This is a genomic window from Streptomyces sp. NBC_00647 (assembly GCF_045207245.1).
Taxonomy (GTDB): domain Bacteria; phylum Actinomycetota; class Actinomycetes; order Streptomycetales; family Streptomycetaceae; genus Streptomyces.
Window position 1 is genome coordinate 8,836,258 of the sequence record NZ_CP109040.1, and the last position, 16,923, is coordinate 8,853,180.

Sequence of the window (16,923 nt, forward strand, 5' to 3'; positions counted from 1 at the left end):
GGTGCATATGCTCAACCTGGGAATTCTGGCGCACGTAGACGCCGGTAAGACGAGCCTGACCGAACGGCTGCTGTACACGGCCGGGGTCATCGACGAGATCGGCAGCGTCGACGACGGCAGCACCCGGACCGATTCCCTCGCGCTGGAGCGGCAGCGCGGGATCACGATCAAATCCGCCGTCGTCTCGTTCGCGATCGACGACCTCACCGTCAATCTGATCGACACCCCCGGTCACCCGGACTTCATCGCCGAGGTGGAACGGGTGCTCGGTGTGCTCGACGGCGTCGTCCTCGTCGTCTCGGCCGTGGAGGGCGTCCAGGCACAGACGCGTGTCCTGATGCGGACGCTCCAGCGGTTGCGCATTCCCACGCTGATCTTCGTGAACAAGATCGACCGCCGCGGGGCGCGCTGCGACCACGTGCTGGAGAGGATCGCCGAGCGGCTCACCCCGGCGATCGTCCCGATGGGCGAGGTCGCCGAACCGGGCGCGCGCGAGGCCCGCTTCACCGCCCACCCGGCCGCGCTGCTGCGGCCGCACCTCCTCGATCCGCTCGCCGAACACGACGAGGAACTGCTCACCGCGTACGTCGAGGACCAGGTGTCGTACGAGCGACTGCGTGCCGCACTGGTCACGCAGACCGGCGAGGCGCTGGTGCATCCCGTGTTCTTCGGATCGGCCATGACGGGCGCGGGCATCGCCGAACTGATGGCAGGGATGAGGGAGTTGCTGCCCGCGGCGAAGGCGGACACCGACGGCCCGGTGTCGGGCACCGTCTTCAAGGTCGAGCGGGGAGCGGCCGGGGAGAAGATCGCGTACGCGCGGATGTTCTCGGGGACCCTGCGGACCCGCGACCGGCTCGCCCTGCGCGGCGGCGACGAGGGGAAGGTCACCGCGATCAGCGTCTTCGACCAGGGCTCGGACGTCCGTGAGGCGTGCGTGACCGCCGGGCGCATCGGCAAGTTGTGGGGACTCGGCGCGGTCCGGATCGGCGACACCATCGGCGTTCCGCGGACCTCGCCGGCGGGCGGGCACCACTTCGCCCCGCCGACCCTCGAAACCGTCGTCTCCCCCAGCAGTCCCACCAGGAAAGGCGCGTTGCATCTCGCGCTTACCCAACTCGCCGAACAGGACCCGCTGATCGATCTCCGGCAGGACGAAGTGCGCGGGGAGATCTCCGTGTCGCTCTACGGCGAGGTGCAGAAGGAAGTCATCCAGGCGACCCTGGCCGACGAGTTCGGCATCGACGTCGTGTTCCGCGAGACGACTCCGCTCTGCGTCGAACGGCCCGTCGGATCCGGCGCGTCGGTCGAGTTCAACAAGAAGGACGCCAATCCGTTTCTCGCGACCGTGGGACTGCGCATCGATCCGGCGCCGGTCGGTTCCGGTGTGGAATTCCGCCGGGAGGTCGAACTCGGATCGATGCCGTACGCGTTCTTCAAGGCGGTCGAGGACACCGCCATCGAGGCGCTGGGGCAGGGAATGCACGGCTGGCAGGTCACCGACTGCACCGTCACGATGACGCATTCGGGCTATTCGCCACGCCAGAGCCACGCCCACCAGGGCTTCGACAAGAGCATGTCCAGCACGGGTGCCGACTTCCGCGGCCTCACCCCGCTGGTGCTCATGGACGCGCTGCGGGAGGCCGGCAGCCAGGTGTACGAGCCGATGCACCACTTCCGTCTGGAGGCGCCCGCGGACACGCTGGCCGCCGTACTGCCCGTGCTGGCCGGACAGCGGGCCGTGCCGCAGACCACCAGGCTGCACGGGTCCTCCTGCGTGCTGGAGGGAGTCCTGCCGGTGGTCCGGACGCATGAACTGGAGCAGCGGCTCCCGGGGTTGACGCGAGGCGAGGGTGAACTGGAATGCACCTTCGACCACTACGCGCCCGCGGCGCACGGCGCGGTCCCGGACCGCCCCCGGACGGATCTGAACCCGCTGGACCGCAAGGAGTACCTGCTGAACCTGACGCGCCGGGTCGGCGGGTGAGCCGGCCGCCGACCTCCCGGCGCCGTGCGGCGAGGCGAGTGACGAGGCGCGTGACGAGGCGGGCGGCCCGGGCGGGTGAAACGAGAAACTTACTCATGAGTCAGGGGTGTTGACGCCTTCCGGTACCGGCGGGACTGTTGTGAACATGTCGAAGTTACGTGCGCGTCTGCTCGGCGTCCTCGTACTCCTCACCGGCTTCCTCACGGCGGCGGGCCCCCGGCCCGCCGCCGCGGACGGACTCCCCGACTCCCTCTGGTTCGACGAACCCGCCGCCACCCTCACGGTCGCGAACGGCCGCTTCATCGACGGCCTCGGCCGCGAGGTCGTGCTGCGCGGCTACAACGTCTCCGGCGAGACCAAGCTGGAGGAGAACAGCGGACTGCCCTTCGCCTCGGTCTCCGACGCACGGAAGTCCGCGACGGCGCTGCGCGCCCTGGGCGGCGGCAACTCCGTGCGCTTCCTGCTCTCCTGGGCGCACGCCGAACCCGCCCGGGGCCAGGTCGACAGTGCCTATCTCGGGGCCGCCACCGACCAGATGCGCGCCTTCCTCGACGCGGGCGTCCGTGTCTTCCCCGACTTCCACCAGGACCTCTACTCCCGCCACCTCTTCAACACGGGCAGCTGGTACTCCGGCGACGGTGCCCCCAAGTGGGCCGTGACCGAGGGCGGTTACCCCCAGGAGTCCTGCGGCATCTGCCTCTTCTGGGGCCAGAACATCACCCAGAACGGTGCCGTCAAAGCGGCGCAGTACGACTTCTGGCACAACGCCCACGGGCTCCAGGACGCCTTCCTCGTCACGGCCCAGGCCACCATGACGTACGTCCGACAGCACCTCACCGCCGCCGAGTTCGCGGGTGTGGCCGGCTTCGACCCGTTCAACGAGCCCTACGCGGGCACCTACGACTCGGGACAGACCAGCCGTACCTGGGAACGCGACCTGCTCTGGCCGTTCTACGGGAAGTTCCGGGCCCGCATGGACGCGGCCGGCTGGCAGGACAAGCCCGCCTTCGTGGAACCCAACCTTTTCTGGAACGCGAACATCAGCTCGCAGAAGCAGGAGGGCGGACTGCTGGACGCGGGCACACTCGGCCCGCGCTATGTGTTCAACACCCACTTCTACGACCAGAAGGCCATTTCCGGCATCCTCATGTGGGGCAAAGCGGGTGACGGTCAGTACGCCACGGACTTCGGCACGGTCCGGGACCGTGCCTCGGCGGCCGGGACGGCGGCGGTCGTCAGCGAGTTCGGCCACCCGCTCTCGGGAACGGTCTCGGACAAGGCGCCGACGGTCGACAAGGCGATGTACCAGGCCCTCGACTCCCGTCTCCCGGGCTCCCGTTGGTGGACGGGGACGGCCGCGTCGGGACCGGTTCTGTCGGGTACCCAATGGCAGTGGGACATCTACAGCGGCCGGCACCACGAGCTGATGAACGACAACCCCGACAAGGTCCTGACCGCGGGTGACGCCTGGAACGACGAGGATCTCTCCGCCGTGCGCCTCGACGGCTCGGATACGGCCGTGCTGCGCCAGGACGCCCGGCTCCTCGACCGCGTCTACCCCAGCGCCACCGCGGGCTCCACCCTCGCCTTCACCTACGAGGACCGCTCCCGCGACGGCACCACCACACTGACCTGGAACCCGGTTCCCTCGACCCTGCCGCAGGTCTCCCAGCTCGTGGGATCCGGGCAGTACGGGCTGTCGGTCTGGCGCTCGAACGGCGACGGCGCTCCCACGGAGCTCCACCTGCCGGCCTCCTTCCCGGCCTCGGCCACGACGGTGGTGTCCGACCTCGGAGCGACGGTGGACCCACCCGCCTACACCGCGGCCACACCGATCGCCGCGGCTCCCGAGCCGGGCGGCACCGGGAGCCGCCGCCTCCTGCTCACGGCTCCCGGCCCGGGGACCTTGCACTTCGCGCTGGTCACGAACGGGGCGAGCGCCCCGTCCTCCGCCCTGCTGAACGGGGCCCGGGCCGAACTGGCCGCCTGGGCCGCGGCGCGGTTCGGCTGATCGCCGTCAACCCGCCGACGGTCCGGTCCAGTTCGCCTCCACATGGCCGAGGCGGACTCGCTGGGGGTGGTCGCCGACCGGCACCGACACCTTCTTCTGCCCGGTGGCGAAGTCGATGGCGGTGACCTGGTCGGCGCCGCTCTCGGAGACGACGCAGTCCTTGCCGTCACCGCTGACGGTCGCCCAGTACGGCTTGGAGGCGGTGACCAGCGGGCCTTCCTGGAGGGTCGCGCGGTCGACGACGGTCGCGTAGTCGTCCATCGTCCCCGCCACACACATCTTGGTGCCGGTCGGGTTCATCGATATGCCGTGGTGGCGCGAGTCGTTGACCCAGGTCGTGCGGTCACTGCTGGTGGTGGGGTTCTTCGGGAGGGTCTTGACCCGGGTGATCCGGTCGGTGGCGACGTCGTACTCCAGGAATCCGTTGAAGAACGACACCTGGAAGTACAGCTTGGACTCGTCCGGCGAGAAGACGGCCGGGCGGACGGCGTCGGAGAAGTCCGTGAGACCGATCGCGTCGAGGCGCTGCCGCATGTCGATCACCTTGACCTGCCGGAAGGTGGCCGCGTCGACGACCGTGATGTGGCGGTCGCCCTTCGTCCAGTCCAGCCAGGGGTCGTCGAGAGCGGTGTTGACGTCGCCGATGGCCATGTTCCAGATGTACTTGCCGTCCCGGCTGAAGACGTTCTCGTGCGGCTTGTCACCGGTGGCGAAGGAGCCGAGCTGTCTGCCGGTCGTGATGTCGAGCACGTGCACGGTGTTGGCGGTCGACGCCGAGACCGCGACCCGGGTGCCGTCGGGGGACACGGCCATATGGTCCGAGCGGTAACCCGACACGGCGAAACGCCAGTTGATCCGACCGGTGCCGAGGTCGATCGACACGACGTCGGCGAAACTCGGGCGCGACACCACCACCGACCTGCCGTCGGGCGTGGAGTACATGTCGTCGACGAACTGGTCGTGCCCCTCGCCGACACCGTTGCGGATCGCCATGAAGAAGGCCCACTTGATGGGATCGGCGTTGATGGCCGCGAGCCGCTCGGCCTTGTCCGGGACGACGTTGATCCGGCCGACCTTCGCGAAGTCGCCGGTGGACCCGATGACGTCCGCGGTGCCTTCCCAGTTGTTGCCCACGAACATCACCTCGCGCAGATCGGCGGCAGTGACCTGCGCGGTGGAGGCGGATGCGGCAGTCGACGTGGCGCCGAGGGTGAAGGTGAGGGCCGCGGCGAGAGAACAGAGGTGTCTGGGTCTGAGGACGGACATGGAGGGTCCCTGTCGTAGTGGGGGAGTACGGGGCGGGTGCTGTGGCCAGGATTGCGGGAAATGGCGCGAGCACGACAAGAGGAAATCTGAACACGCCCGACTTCAAAGTGCACTTACTGGAAAGTAAGGAGTCGGGGACTCTCTTCACAAGGGGCGGTGCACGACAAAATCGCCGGAAGGGCTGACGCCGGGTTCGTGCCGGCGGCGAGGGAGGAACGCGTGGCGGGCAGGCTCAGACAGCCCACCGGCCGGTACGGCGGCAGAACGGCCGAGGAGCGGCAGGCGGAGCGCCGCCGCCGCTTTCTCGACGCGGGACTCGAGTTGTTCGGTGCCTGTCCCGGTTACCGGTCCACCACCGTGGCCGCCCTCAGCGAGGCGGCGGGACTGTCCACGCGCCAGTTCTACGAAGCGTTCCGCACCCTCGAAGACGTACTGGCGGCTCTTCATCTCCAGGTCAACGACTGGGCCGAGGAAGCGGCCCTGGCGGCGCTCGCCGAGGCGCGTGACCTGCCACTCGCCGAGCGCGCCACCGCCGTCTTCCACGCCTACGCGGCGAACGTCACCAGCGATCCGCGCCGTATCCGCATCACCTTCGTGGAGATCATCGGCGTGAGCGCGCGGCTGGAGGAACAGAGGCTCGCCCGACGGGCCCGCTGGGTGGAGTTCATCTGTGGCGAGGCGGCGGCCGCCGTCGCCCGCGGGGAGGCGACGCCGCGCGACTACCGCGTGGCCGCGACCGCCTTCATCGGCAGTGTGAACGGCCTGCTGCACGACTGGAACGCCGGATGGGTGGACGCGACCCTGGACGAGGTGGTCGAGGAACTGGTCCGCCAGCTCCTCGGGATCCTGCGGCCTCCCGGGTGGTACGCGGAGGCGTCCGCGCGCCCGTGAGCGGTGCGCTCGTCAGCCGCCGAGCCGTCCGATCGCCTCCGCGACCGGCGCCACCCCGTCCTCGGCGCGAAGGCGCTCCGCCAGGTCCCTCGCGCGCCGCCGGTACGAGGGTTGCGTGGTCGCCCGGACCAGAGCCTGCGCCAGCCGTTCGGCGCGCAGCCCCCGCAGCGCGAGGGAGCCGGGTGAGACGCCGAGCGAAACGAGCCGGGCGGCCCAGAACCCCTCGTCGAACTGGACCGGCACGGGCACGGCGGGAACCCCGGCCCGCAGCCCCGCCGCTGTCGTACCGGCCCCCGCGTGATGCACCACCGCGGCCATCCGGGGAAACAGGACGGAGTGCGGCACCTCGCCGACCGTGAACATGTCGTCGCCGTCCGCCCGCAGCTCACCCCATCCCCGCTGGATCACCCCGCGCAGTCCGGCGGACCGCAGGGCCCGCACCACCTCGGCGCTCAGCCGCCCGGGATCGGGGACGGTGGCGCTGCCCAGACCCACGAAGACCGGAGCGGGGCCGGCGTCCAGGAAATCCCGCAGCGCGGAGGGGAGCCGGGCGTCCTCGCCGTCGTAGGGCCACCAGTACCCGGACACATCGAGCCCGCGCCGCCAGTCCCGCGGCCTGCGCACCACCAGAGGGCTGAACCCGTGCTGCACCGGCCAGGCCCGACGCTCGCGGGCCCGGCGCGCCGCGACCGAACCGAGGGGCGGCAGGCCGAGCCGGCTCCTCAGAGTCCGCACGGTCTCGGCGAAGACCTGCTCGGCGGCCAGGTTCACCCCGTGGCCGGCCGCCCGGTTCACGGCGGGCCCCCATGAGCGGACACCGATCACCGGAGGGGCGAACTCCCCTGTGGGATGGAGTGGTTGAAGATGCACTCCCATGCTGGGCAGGTCCAGTCCCTCCGCGACGGCGTACCCGAGCGGCCCCAGCGAACCGGACACCAGGAGCACGTCGCTGGAGCGGGCCGCCGCGATCATGTCGTCGCTCAGCCGCCCGACGAGCGCCCGGGTCAGTGCGACCAGCCGGATGATCCTGCCCGCTCCCGTGGCGCTGCGGTGCAGGCGCTGCCCCCGCGCGGATTCCAGCTCGGCCCGCGGGTCGACGGGCAGCGCGTGGAACCCGACCCCCGAGCCGGACACCAGATCCGCGAAGCATCCGTGCGTCACCAGGGTGACCTCGTGCCCGGCCCGCACCAGGCCGTGCCCGAGGCCGGTGAACGGTGCCACATCGCCCCGCGAACCCGCGCTCATGATCGCTACTCGCACGACGGTCAGTATGGCGGCGTTCCCGGCCGACTGCCCGCGGCTCCACAGGAGGCGAGGTATGCGAACGGCCTCGCCGTCGGCCGTGCGAGGGACCGGGGCTCGTCAAAGAATGAGCCATGGCGCAAAATCGCTCTAGCTCGCCACGGTGGCGAATGATCGAATCGGTGCTCGATTAAATTCGGTGGTGGGGGTGGGCTCCGTGCGGGCGAAGTCGTACATGGATCTGCATCGTGAAATGTCCGCGGAGATCGAGGCGGAGCGGCACTCCGCACTCGAACTGCTGGGACCCTCCGCCGAGTCGGTCCGGGCGTCGGTCGCCGAACTCCTGGAACACCGGACGTTCGCCTACCCCCTGTCCGTGCTGCCGGTGATCGTCCACGCCGTGGAGACGGGCACGACCGGGCCTGCCGTCCCCCTGGCCGTCGTGCACGACCTGTGGTGGACCTCCGCGTGCTATCTGGACGACCTCGCCGACGGCCAGGCCGTCCTCGCCGCCGGTGGTCTCGGCGAGAGCGAGGCGCTGCTCGCCACGGTCATCGGTGGAATTCCGCTCCCCCTGCTCGTCGTCCAGTCGCCGCGGATCCCCGAAGCGGCGCGCGGCCCCCTGTCGGCCGAGATCGTGAAGTGCTGGATCAACGCCACCGAGGGACAGTTGAGGGACCTTCGCGCGGATCTGGGCGCCGCCACGCGCGACGCCGTGGTCACGGCGTACCTCGGGAAGTCCGGAGCTCCGTACAGCATGGTCACCGCCATGGCCGCGCAGCTGGCCGGCCGCACGCACGACAGAGTGGAACTCTGGCGGGAGTTCGGCAATGTCTTCGGTATCCTGTGGCAGCTGTTCAACGATCAGCAGGACATCATGACCGGCCGCAACGAAGACCTCGTGAACGGAACGGTGACCTACCTGCTGGCGTGCGCCCTGGAGGGCGCGGACCCCGGGTCCCGGGCCCGCGTCCTGGAACTGCACGCCGCCGCACGCACGTCGTCCGATGCCCGCGCCGCACTCACCGACATCCTTCTCGCACCGGACGTGCTGCGCCGGTACGAGAAGGACATCAACGGCTTCCGTGACGGGGCCCATCGGCTCCTGGACATACTCGGCGGCGACGCGGCCCATCTGTCCGTCCTGCACGACCTCGTGGACCGGTCCTCGCCGATGCTCCTCCGGGCGGTGGAGCCCGTCGCCCGAGCGGTTCCCGCCCCGCACTGAGCGCTACCTCCCCGACCAGGCCGTCACCGCGAACGCCGCCAGGGCGAGGGCGGTGCCGAGAAGGCATCCCGCGCACAGCCGTCCGCGCAGCGAGCGGTACCTCCGCTCGTACTCGGCCCGCAGCTCCCGGCTCCGGCGGGCGGTGCGCTCCCACGAAACCCGTGCGAGGGCGAGGTGGTTGTCCTCGTAGCGGGCCTCCACCTCCTCCCGCTGTGTGTCCGTCAGCCAGGCCAGCGAGCGCGTGAAGCGGACGGCCTCGGCGCGGGCCTCGGCGCGGGTGGCCGCGATGAGGAGGTGGCCTTCGAGCTCACTGATCAGGGAACCGGTCCCCGGCGGCCGTTCGTCCATGGCGGTCACCCGAGCTCCTTCGGCGCCGACTGCGGCCGGGCTCCCGAGGCGCCGACTTCGGGGTGGTGCAGATCGAACGCCGGAGACTCCGACCTGATACGCGGCAGGACAAGGAAGTTGTGCCGCGGCGGCGGGCACGAGGTCGCCCACTCCAGCGAACGGCCGTACCCCCACGGGTCGTCGACCTCGATCTTCTCCCCGTACCTGGCGGTCTTCCACACGTTGTAGAGGAACGGCAGGAACGAGATGCCGAGCACGAAGGACGAGATCGTCGACACGGTGTTGAGCGTCGTGAGGCCCTCCGCCGCCAGATAGTCGGGAATCCGGCGCTGCATCCCGCCCGCGCCCAGCCAGTGCTGGACGAGGAAGGTGCCGTGGAATCCCGCGAACAGCGTCCAGAAGGTGATCTTGCCGAGGCGCTCGTCGAGCATCCTGCCGGTGAACTTGGGCCACCAGAAGTGGAAGCCGGCGAACATCGCGAAGACGACCGTACCGAAGATCACGTAGTGGAAGTGGGCCACCACGAAGTAGGTGTCCGAGACCGGGAAGTCCATCGGGGGAGAAGCGAGCATCACGCCGGTCAGACCGCCGAACACGAAGGTGACGAGGAAGCCGACGGCCCAGAGCATCGGTGTCTCGAAGGACAGCGAGCCCTGCCACATCGTTCCGATCCAGTTGAAGAACTTCACGCCGGTCGGCACGGCGATGAGGAACGTCATGAAGGAGAAGAACGGGAGCAGCACGCCACCGGTGACGTACATGTGGTGCGCCCACACCGTCACGGACAGACCGGCGATCGCGACGGTCGCGCCGATCAGACCCATGTAGCCGAACATCGGCTTGCGCGAGAACACCGGAATCACCTCACTGATGATTCCGAAGAACGGCAGCGCGATGATGTACACCTCCGGATGACCGAAGAACCAGAAGAGGTGCTGCCACAGCAGCGCTCCGCCGCTGGCCGCGTCGAAGACGTGGGCGCCGAACTTCCGGTCCGCCTCCAGCGCGAACAGCGCCGCCGCGAGGACGGGGAAGGCCAGCAGCACCAGGACACCGGTGAGCAGGACGTTCCAGACGAAGATCGGCATCCGGAACATCGTCATGCCCGGAGCGCGCATGCAGATGATCGTGGTGATGAAGTTGACCGAGCCGAGGATCGTGCCGAAGCCGGAGAAGGCCAGACCCATGATCCACATGTCGGCGCCGGCACCCGGGGAGTGCACCGCGTCGGACAGCGGCGCGTAGGCGAACCAGCCGAAATCGGCGGCGCCTTGAGGGGTGAGGAACCCGCCGACCGCGATCAGCGAGCCGAGCAGATAGAGCCAGTAGGCGAGCATGTTCAGCCGGGGGAACGCCACGTCGGGCGCGCCGATCTGCAGCGGCATGATCCAGTTGGCGAAGCCGGCGAACAGCGGCGTCGCGAACATCAGCAGCATCACGGTGCCGTGCATCGTGAACGCCTGGTTGAACTGCTCGTTCGACATGATCTGCAGGCCGGGGCGCGCCAGTTCGGCACGCATCAGCAGCGCCATCACCCCGGCGAGACAGAAGAACCCGAACGCCGTGACCAGATACAGCGTGCCGATCGTCTTGTGGTCCGTGGTGGTCAGCCACTTCACCGCGGCGAGGCCGGGACGCCGTGCGCGCACGGGAGGGGGCGCGGGAAGCGCCGTGACAGTGTTGCTCTCCATGCCCCGCCTGTGTCCGGCGCCGCCCCCGACGTCACACTGAGGGGAAGCGACGAGGGTCACATCGACGGGTGTGACGACAAGGGACCTGCCGGACACCTACCGAACATGAGCGACGACGAGACCTTCGCCGCTGCCTATCGCGAGCACTACTGGGCGGTCAGCCGCTACGTCGCGCGGCGACTGGACGGCCGGAACAGCGATGTGGAGGAGGTGGTGGCCGAGGTCTTCACCGTCGCCTGGCGGCGCCGGTCCGACCTCCCGCCGTCTCCCCTTCCCTGGCTCTACGGCGTGGCGCGGCACTGTCTGGCCAATGCCGTACGCGGCTACGGGCGCCGCCGCAGGCTCCTCGACCGGCTCGGCAACCACGAGAGCGCGCACGGCAGGCAGGTCGTGCCCGGCCCCGACGCCGAGTCGCCCGGCGACTGGGTGCACGAGGCACTGGCCCGGCTCTCCCCGGCCGACCAGGAGGTACTGCGGCTGACGGCCTGGGAGGAACTCGGTGTCGACGAGGTCGCCGTCGCCCTGGGCTGCGGCAGCCGGGCCGCCGCGATGCGTCTGCACCGCGCCCGCCGCCGCCTCGGTGCCGAGATCGACCGCCTGCGCGTCACCGTGGCCGTCGGCACGGCCACGGCCCGCCGCGACACCTCGAAGGAGCACGGCCATGGCTGACGAACTCGAACTCCTGCGCCGAGCCAACCCGGTGCCCTCCGACGACCCCCGTTTCCACGACCGTCCGCTCGACCGGCGGGCCGAGCACCGGCTCCGCGTCCTGACCCACGCCGGGAGCCCCCGCCCCGACCGGCCGAGGCACGCTCCACGCCTCGGCCGTCTGCTCGGCGGCGTGCGCCCACCCCGTCCGCGCCAGTGGGCCTTCAGCCTCGGGGCGGCCGCCGCCGTCGGCGCGGTCGTGCTGGCCCTCACCCTCTCGGGCCCGACCACGGTCCCGGCCGTCGCCGCGCCCCGCCCGCTGGTCGTCCGGCCCGGCTCCACCCCGCTGCCCCTGGACCGGCTGGCCGACCTGGCCGCCGCGTCCGACGACGGGCTCCTGCTCCGCCAGGGCACGCATGTCCAGAGCTGGAGCCTGAGCATGACCTCGGGGCCCGGAGGCCGCCCGCCCGTCACACTCCCCGAGGAACGGGTCGTCCGCTGGGCGGCCGACGGCAGCCACACGGAACTGGTCGTGGCGACCGATCCGAGACACCCGGGCAGGCCGGTCGTCACCGACGCCGACCCCGTCCCGCGCACGGTCGAGGACGGACACGTCCTCAGCCGGCAGACCTACCCGCCGAGCTGGAGCGACGCCCCGCCGCGCGCCGAGCCGCCGCGGGACGCCGCACGGCTGCGCGCCTATCTGGACGAGATCGACCGCAACGAGGTCATGGACACCGACCAACTCCTCGATGCCATGGCTGAGTTGCTCGACAACTGGACACTGGGCGGCCGGGAGACAGCGGCGCTGGCGCGCGTCCTCGCCGACACACCCGGGCTGCGTCCAGCGGGCGCGGTCACCGACCGGCTCGGCCGCCCCGGGCAGGCATACGTGTACGACGAAGCGGCCCGGTCCGTCCGCCGCATGCTGATCCTGGACCCGGAGACCGGAGCCGTCCTCGGCCTGGAGGACACCGTCACCCGGGCCGATCCCGAGTTCGGTGTCGAGGCCGGGGCGGTGATGTCGTACCGCGCCTGGCTCCGCTGACCACCGCCCACGGCGACCGCCCGCCGCCCCCCCCGCAGCGGACGGGGCGCTCGCCGCCGGAGGGTGGCTCAGACGCCCAGCGCGCGTTCGGCGCCCGTGACGGTCTGCTCCAGCAGCACCGCGATCGTCATCGGGCCGACGCCACCCGGCACGGGCGTGATCAGCCCGGCCCGGGTGACGGCGGAGTCGAAGTCGACATCGCCGACGTTCCCGGCGTTGTAGCCCGCGTCGATCACCACGGCCCCCGGCTTGATGTCCTCGCCCGGATCAGCCGGGGCCGTCCGACGGCTGCCACCACGATGTCCGCCTCGCGTACGACGGACGACAGGTCCGCGGTGCGCGAGTGGCAGTACGTCACCGTGGCGTCGCGGCCGAGCAGCAGCATGCCGACCGGCTTGCCGAGGACCGCGCTGCGGCCGACGACGACGGCCCGCTTGCCGGCGGGGTCGACGTCGTACGCGTCGAGGAGCCGCATGATGCCGCCGGGTGTGCAGGACACGAAGCCCGGCAGACCGAAACTCATCGCCGAGTACGAGCTCAGCGTGACCCCGTCCACGTCCTTCCCCGGCGCGATGGCCTCGAAGGCGGCGCGCTCGTCGATGTGCGGTCCCACGGGATGCTGGAGCAGGATGCCGTGCACGGCCGGATCGGCGGACAACGCCGCGAGTTCGGCGACGAGTTCGGCCGTCGTCGTACCGGCGGGCAGTGCGACGTGCCGGGACTCGATGCCCGCTCCGCGGCTGCGGTTCCGCTTCATCCGGACGTAGGTGACGGAGGCGGGATCCTCGCCGACGAGCACCGTCGCCAGACAAGGGGAAACGCCCGTACGGTCCTTGAGGGCGGCCGCGCGCCGCGCCGTGTCCTCGAGAATCCGGCGGGCGAGACCGGCGCCGTCCATGAGCTGGGCCTGGGACATGAGTTCCTCCGGAGCGCTGCCGACAGTCGCCCAGGCGCGCGGCGGAGACACAGGTGTCAGGCCGCTCCCCGGTGGTACTCCACCTCAGCGCCAGTCACGGCCCGCCGACCAGGGTAGCCCGTACGATCACCTGCCCGCGGCGCTCGGCGAAGGGGGTGCCGTGGGGTCGGCGCCGGCCAGGAACGCGTTGGCCTGCGCCGCGGTGGCCACGGCTCCGATGGCTCCCGCCCAGCGCGCCACCTCCCGGGCCAGCGCGGCCGCTCCCGCCTCGTCACCCGTGTCGCGGGCCAGCACCGCGAGGAGCAGTTGCTGCGTGAGCGTGCCGGGGACGGTGCCGGCGCGGGCGCCCAACTCGGTCGCACGGCACCAGCGTTCCAGCGCGCGCGTGTGGTCGCCGTGGTCGTGGTCGTGATCGCCGAGGTGGCGCAGCGCCTCCCGCGACAACAGGTCGTCCCCGGACTCGCCGGCCCGCAGCGCGGCCTCGTAGTGGGCCGGCGCGAGATCGCGTTCCGCGAGGAGGTTGTCGGCGATGAGGCCCAGATACATCTCCGCCCAGCCCCGGCGCACCGCGTTCTGCGCCCGGTCGCGCAGGTCCTCCGCGGACGTACGGAGAGCGGTGAGAGCGGCCGGGTCCTTGCCGTCGGGCCCGGGGCGGAACCGGCCGTCGACCCGGACCAGACCGAGGTAGCCGTGGCGCAGCCGGAGGAAGTCCAGCTCCCAACCGCCGTCCGGACGGGCTTCCTTGTCTTCCCCGCGGGCCCGCTCCGCCGCTTCGAGTCGTGCCCCGGCCAGGCTCGTCCCGCCGAACCAGTCGCTGTCCAGGGCGACTTCGGCGGCGGCCAGCGCGAGCCGGGCGCGGTCACGGACCTCGGGGGTGTCGGCCGCGTCCAGCAGGTCCGCCGCGCGCGTCCATCTGCCGGAGATGCTCAATTCACGTACAGCCGAGAGGAGTTGGTCCAGCGGTACAACCGTCGTGATGGTGCTTGCGGTGTTCGTCATGGCGAGGAAAGTAGTAATCCGAAAAACTATCCACAAGGAAACCACTTTTCGGAGGACGCCATGACAGAGCGCGCCGATGCGTCGACCCCGGACTCCGTCGACCGGCATGTCGCCCTCTGGTCCAGGGAGCTCGACTGGATGGATCCGGTCAAGGAGGCGATCTTCGCGCGGCTCGCCGTTCTGGCCCGGCACGCGGACCGGGCCCGCCGGGACACGCTCCTGTCCGGCGGGCTCCAGCGAGGGCAGTTCAAGATCCTGCTGATGCTGCGCAGACTCGGGCCGCCCTACGAAGCGAGCCCGTCGCAGCTCGCCGACATGCTCGGCCTCACCCGCGGCGCGCTGTCGGCACGGCTCGGCCCGATCGAGGACGCGGGGCTGATCACCCGGAACGCCGGGACGGCCGACCGCCGCCGGGTACGGGTGCGGCTCACCGCGGCCGGATATGAGGCCTTCGAACGACACGCGGCCTCGGAGGACGAGGGTGAGAACGCGCTGCTCGCAGTACTGAGTCCAGCAGAGAGGCAGACACTCGCAGGCCTGCTGCGGAAACTGGTCGTAGCCGCCGAGACCGGCTAGGACGGGATTTCCCCATCGCCGTGCCGGCCGAGAAGGTCCAGGTCAGACGCGACTTGATCTGGACCTTCGGCCAGTTCCTCCCTACTCGTCCCATGCCTGGACCAGTGTCTGCTCGATGATCTTTCCGTCACGCAACGACATCATCGACGTGCTCAGCACCCGCACCCCGTCGGGGTACACGCAGGACTCGGTGAAGGCGACGTGATCGCCCTGGACGACGCACTGGTCCATTTTGTGCGTCATGTCCCGGCTGTAGACGTCTTCGAGCATCTCGGCGATCTCGGCGCGACCGTGTTTGACCATCGGGTGACTGGGCTGGGCGTTGCGGTCCACGACGCGCAGTTCCGCGTCGTCCGCGTAGAGCGACAGCAGATCTGTCGCGCTGTGTCCCTCAATGCCCCGACGCAGTGCCTCGGTGTCGAACGTGGGGAATGCCGCTGTGCCCATGGGTGACCTCCTCGGGAAGGCCGCGGACCGGCGTGGAGCCGACCGCGAAGGGCCTGTCTACCCGAGCGTCCTCCGCCCCGGGGTCCACGGCAAACGCAACGGCCCGATGAGCCTGTCGGGTGAGCGCGGGGACCGGGCCGTGTCCGCCCGGGGGCCGGGGCCGTTGCTGAAGACATGATCTCAACACGACGTATCGTCGCCGCCGTTGGTCTCGCCGTAGGCGTCACGGGACTTGCCGCGCCGATGGCGGCCGCCGCGGGTCCCGCGGTCCAGGACGCCGGGAAGCTGAGCCCCATCGCGACGCTCGACTCGCTCGCCACGAGCGAGATCCCCGCCGGGCACCAGGCCCAACTTCCACGGCCCTCCGCCCAGCTCGCCGGACTGAACCGGCTGAACGACCTGAACCAGCTGCACCAGGTCACCGACCTGGCCGCACCGGCCACCGGGCTGCTCGGAGGCATCCAGGGCTAGGGCGACGGTCCCGCGTCGGCCGCGGCGGGTCCCGGTGGAACAGAGGTGTTCCGCCGGGACCCGCCGTCGTTTGAGCGGGCCGGTCCGGTCGACGGACGCCCGGACCGCTCACGCGTCGGCAGGGCGCCCGGTTCGCCGGGTGAACTCCTCTTCGTCCCGTGCTGCCGCGGTGCCCGTGCCCTGCTCGCGCACCGTCGTGCGGAACGCGATGGGGGCCTGCCCGGCACGCTGATGGAAGTACTTGGCGAAGTTCGTGGCACTGGAGAAGCCCAGCTGGGCGGCGATGTGCGCGGCGGCCAGGTCGGTGTGGGCGAGCAGCCGTTTGGCCTCCAGGACGACCCGGCGGTCGATGAACTCCTTGGCGCCGACCCCCGCCGAGTCGAGGGCGGCCCGGGACAGGGTGCGTGCGGAGTAGCCGAGGGTGAGGGCGTAGTCGTCCACCCTGCGGGTGCGCGCGAAGTCCCGCTCGACGACCTCGCGGAACCGAAGAAAGGTTTCTCTTGGCTCCGGTGCCGCGCTGCCCGGCCCTTCCAGGTGGGCCAGACGCAGGATGAGCGCGTCCAGCAGATGACGCAGTACGGCGAGGTGCGCGTCGGCTGGCAGCCGTCCCGGCGCCCGGAACTCGTGCTCCAGATGCGTGGTGGCGACCCGCAGGGACGCGGCGTCCTCGGCCTTCGGAGTGCGCAGGACCCTCGCGTGCGGATCGTCGAGCCGGGCCGTGCGGACGGTGGCCGCGTCCGGGAAGTCACGCTCGAAGACGATCAGTGTCCCCTCGGCGCGCGTGAGATCGCCCCACTGGAGGACCTGCCCGGGGCGCGTCCACAGCCAGTCGCCTCGCGCGACGTCGTGGGCCGTGAAGTCCACGGTCGGGCGCAGCGTGCCGGAGGCGAGCGTGAGCACGTGGTGGAAGCCGGGTCGCTGGGGCACGCCGGGATCGGTTCCACGGGCGCGGCACCGGGCGCGCAGCGCGGCCAGCGAGATCACTTCCAGGCCGGCGGATGCGCGGACGGGGGCCGTGAAGGTGACCCCGGGGGCGGCCTGCCCGGCCGGGTGTCGGTTTTTGACCATGATCAGTCGCCTGGGTATCCGGGTGGGACGTGCCTCCCCGCCCGGTCGGGGAGCTCGCCGTACCGACGACCGCCCCGCGTGGCGGA

At 70.8% G+C, this 16,923-nt stretch carries 15 protein-coding genes, 1 pseudogene and 1 riboswitch; of the genes and pseudogenes, 8 read left to right on the forward strand and 8 right to left on the reverse strand.

From position 1 onward, the window contains the following. Position 1: 1 nt before the first annotated feature. Both OG788_RS38725 and OG788_RS38730 read left to right on the forward strand, forming a co-directional pair. Positions 2-1,987 (forward strand): GTP-binding protein, encoded by a 1,986-nt coding sequence (locus OG788_RS38725; RefSeq protein WP_406375637.1) that lies wholly within the window; start codon positions 2-4, stop codon positions 1,985-1,987. A gap of 145 nt (positions 1,988-2,132) precedes the next feature. Then, positions 2,133-3,998 (forward strand): endoglycosylceramidase, encoded by a 1,866-nt coding sequence (locus tag OG788_RS38730; protein ID WP_406375638.1) that lies wholly within the window; start codon positions 2,133-2,135, stop codon positions 3,996-3,998. A 6-nt stretch (positions 3,999-4,004) separates the two neighbouring features. Here the strand turns inward: OG788_RS38730 and OG788_RS38735 are convergent, their stop codons facing one another. Continuing rightward, positions 4,005-5,264: a YncE family protein gene (locus OG788_RS38735; protein ID WP_351538287.1), complete on the reverse strand. Its 1,260-nt coding sequence runs from the start codon at positions 5,262-5,264 to the stop codon at positions 4,005-4,007. A gap of 219 nt (positions 5,265-5,483) precedes the next feature. On the opposite strand from OG788_RS38735, the gene OG788_RS38740 reads away from it, so the two are divergent. Next, positions 5,484-6,155 carry a TetR/AcrR family transcriptional regulator gene (locus OG788_RS38740; RefSeq protein WP_356750794.1) on the forward strand — a complete coding sequence of 224 codons (672 nt, stop codon included), beginning with the start codon at positions 5,484-5,486 and terminating at the stop codon, positions 6,153-6,155. A gap of 12 nt (positions 6,156-6,167) precedes the next feature. Here the strand turns inward: OG788_RS38740 and OG788_RS38745 are convergent, their stop codons facing one another. Then, entirely contained in the window at positions 6,168-7,400 is a 1,233-nt protein-coding gene (locus tag OG788_RS38745) for a glycosyltransferase (protein ID WP_406376962.1), read from the reverse strand. A 232-nt stretch (positions 7,401-7,632) separates the two neighbouring features. Between OG788_RS38745 and OG788_RS38750 the strand changes: the two genes are divergently transcribed. Continuing rightward, positions 7,633-8,625: a polyprenyl synthetase family protein gene (locus tag OG788_RS38750; RefSeq protein WP_406375639.1), complete on the forward strand. Its 993-nt coding sequence runs from the start codon at positions 7,633-7,635 to the stop codon at positions 8,623-8,625. A 3-nt stretch (positions 8,626-8,628) separates the two neighbouring features. Here OG788_RS38750 and OG788_RS38755 read toward each other — a convergent pair whose 3' ends face one another. Both OG788_RS38755 and ctaD read right to left on the reverse strand, forming a co-directional pair. Then, positions 8,629-8,973 (reverse strand): hypothetical protein, encoded by a 345-nt coding sequence (locus OG788_RS38755; RefSeq protein WP_406376963.1) that lies wholly within the window; start codon positions 8,971-8,973, stop codon positions 8,629-8,631. A 5-nt stretch (positions 8,974-8,978) separates the two neighbouring features. Continuing rightward, on the reverse strand, positions 8,979-10,664 hold the full coding sequence (ctaD, locus tag OG788_RS38760; RefSeq protein WP_406375640.1) for a cytochrome c oxidase subunit I: 1,686 nt from the start codon (positions 10,662-10,664) through the stop codon (positions 8,979-8,981). A gap of 105 nt (positions 10,665-10,769) precedes the next feature. On the opposite strand from ctaD, the gene OG788_RS38765 reads away from it, so the two are divergent. Beyond that, complete coding sequence (locus OG788_RS38765) at positions 10,770-11,333, forward strand: sigma-70 family RNA polymerase sigma factor (RefSeq protein ID WP_351554376.1); 564 nt, start codon at positions 10,770-10,772, stop codon at positions 11,331-11,333. Continuing rightward, positions 11,326-12,360, forward strand: coding sequence for a CU044_5270 family protein (locus tag OG788_RS38770; protein WP_406375641.1), 1,035 nt, complete (start codon positions 11,326-11,328; stop codon positions 12,358-12,360). The genes OG788_RS38765 and OG788_RS38770 overlap by 8 nt, the downstream gene beginning before the upstream one ends. Positions 12,361-12,428: 68 nt before the next feature. Here OG788_RS38770 and OG788_RS38775 read toward each other — a convergent pair. Then, a pseudogene (locus OG788_RS38775) lies at positions 12,429-13,276 on the reverse strand (bifunctional 5,10-methylenetetrahydrofolate dehydrogenase/5,10-methenyltetrahydrofolate cyclohydrolase). Between the two features lie 21 nt (positions 13,277-13,297). Further along, positions 13,298-13,384, reverse strand: a riboswitch (ZMP/ZTP riboswitch). Positions 13,385-13,402: 18 nt separating this feature from the next. Continuing rightward, positions 13,403-14,275, reverse strand: coding sequence for a hypothetical protein (locus OG788_RS38780; RefSeq protein ID WP_406375642.1), 873 nt, complete (start codon positions 14,273-14,275; stop codon positions 13,403-13,405). Positions 14,276-14,335: 60 nt separating this feature from the next. Between OG788_RS38780 and OG788_RS38785 the strand changes: the two genes are divergently transcribed. After that, on the forward strand, positions 14,336-14,851 hold the full coding sequence (locus tag OG788_RS38785) for a MarR family winged helix-turn-helix transcriptional regulator (protein ID WP_406375643.1): 516 nt from the start codon (positions 14,336-14,338) through the stop codon (positions 14,849-14,851). An 81-nt stretch (positions 14,852-14,932) separates the two neighbouring features. Here OG788_RS38785 and OG788_RS38790 read toward each other — a convergent pair whose 3' ends face one another. Further along, on the reverse strand, positions 14,933-15,298 hold the full coding sequence (locus OG788_RS38790; protein WP_406375644.1) for a nuclear transport factor 2 family protein: 366 nt from the start codon (positions 15,296-15,298) through the stop codon (positions 14,933-14,935). 174 nt (positions 15,299-15,472) lie between these two features. Here OG788_RS38790 and OG788_RS38795 point away from each other — a divergent pair, with 174 nt between their 5' ends. Beyond that, positions 15,473-15,769, forward strand: coding sequence for a hypothetical protein (locus OG788_RS38795; protein WP_406375645.1), 297 nt, complete (start codon positions 15,473-15,475; stop codon positions 15,767-15,769). 108 nt (positions 15,770-15,877) lie between these two features. Here the strand turns inward: OG788_RS38795 and OG788_RS38800 are convergent, their stop codons facing one another. Beyond that, positions 15,878-16,837 carry a helix-turn-helix transcriptional regulator gene (locus OG788_RS38800; protein ID WP_406375646.1) on the reverse strand — a complete coding sequence of 320 codons (960 nt, stop codon included), beginning with the start codon at positions 16,835-16,837 and terminating at the stop codon, positions 15,878-15,880. Between the last annotated feature and the right edge of the window lie 86 nt (positions 16,838-16,923).

Bases quoted from the DNA above. Each gene is read 5' to 3' on its own strand.
- OG788_RS38730 (WP_406375638.1), top strand. From the start codon at position 2,133: ATGTCGAAGTTACGTGCGCGTCTGCTCGGCGTCCTCGTACTCCTCACC.
- OG788_RS38735 (WP_351538287.1), bottom strand. From the start codon at position 5,264: ATGTCCGTCCTCAGACCCAGACACCTCTGTTCTCTCGCCGCGGCCCTC.
- OG788_RS38745 (WP_406376962.1), bottom strand. From the start codon at position 7,400: ATGAGCGCGGGTTCGCGGGGCGATGTGGCACCGTTCACCGGCCTCGGG.
- OG788_RS38750 (WP_406375639.1), top strand. From the start codon at position 7,633: ATGGATCTGCATCGTGAAATGTCCGCGGAGATCGAGGCGGAGCGGCAC.
- OG788_RS38755 (WP_406376963.1), bottom strand. From the start codon at position 8,973: ATGGACGAACGGCCGCCGGGGACCGGTTCCCTGATCAGTGAGCTCGAA.
- ctaD (WP_406375640.1), bottom strand. From the start codon at position 10,664: ATGGAGAGCAACACTGTCACGGCGCTTCCCGCGCCCCCTCCCGTGCGC.
- OG788_RS38765 (WP_351554376.1), top strand. From the start codon at position 10,770: ATGAGCGACGACGAGACCTTCGCCGCTGCCTATCGCGAGCACTACTGG.
- OG788_RS38770 (WP_406375641.1), top strand. From the start codon at position 11,326: ATGGCTGACGAACTCGAACTCCTGCGCCGAGCCAACCCGGTGCCCTCC.
- OG788_RS38780 (WP_406375642.1), bottom strand. From the start codon at position 14,275: ATGACGAACACCGCAAGCACCATCACGACGGTTGTACCGCTGGACCAA.
- OG788_RS38785 (WP_406375643.1), top strand. From the start codon at position 14,336: ATGACAGAGCGCGCCGATGCGTCGACCCCGGACTCCGTCGACCGGCAT.
- OG788_RS38790 (WP_406375644.1), bottom strand. From the start codon at position 15,298: ATGGGCACAGCGGCATTCCCCACGTTCGACACCGAGGCACTGCGTCGG.
- OG788_RS38795 (WP_406375645.1), top strand. From the start codon at position 15,473: ATGATCTCAACACGACGTATCGTCGCCGCCGTTGGTCTCGCCGTAGGC.
- OG788_RS38800 (WP_406375646.1), bottom strand. From the start codon at position 16,837: ATGGTCAAAAACCGACACCCGGCCGGGCAGGCCGCCCCCGGGGTCACC.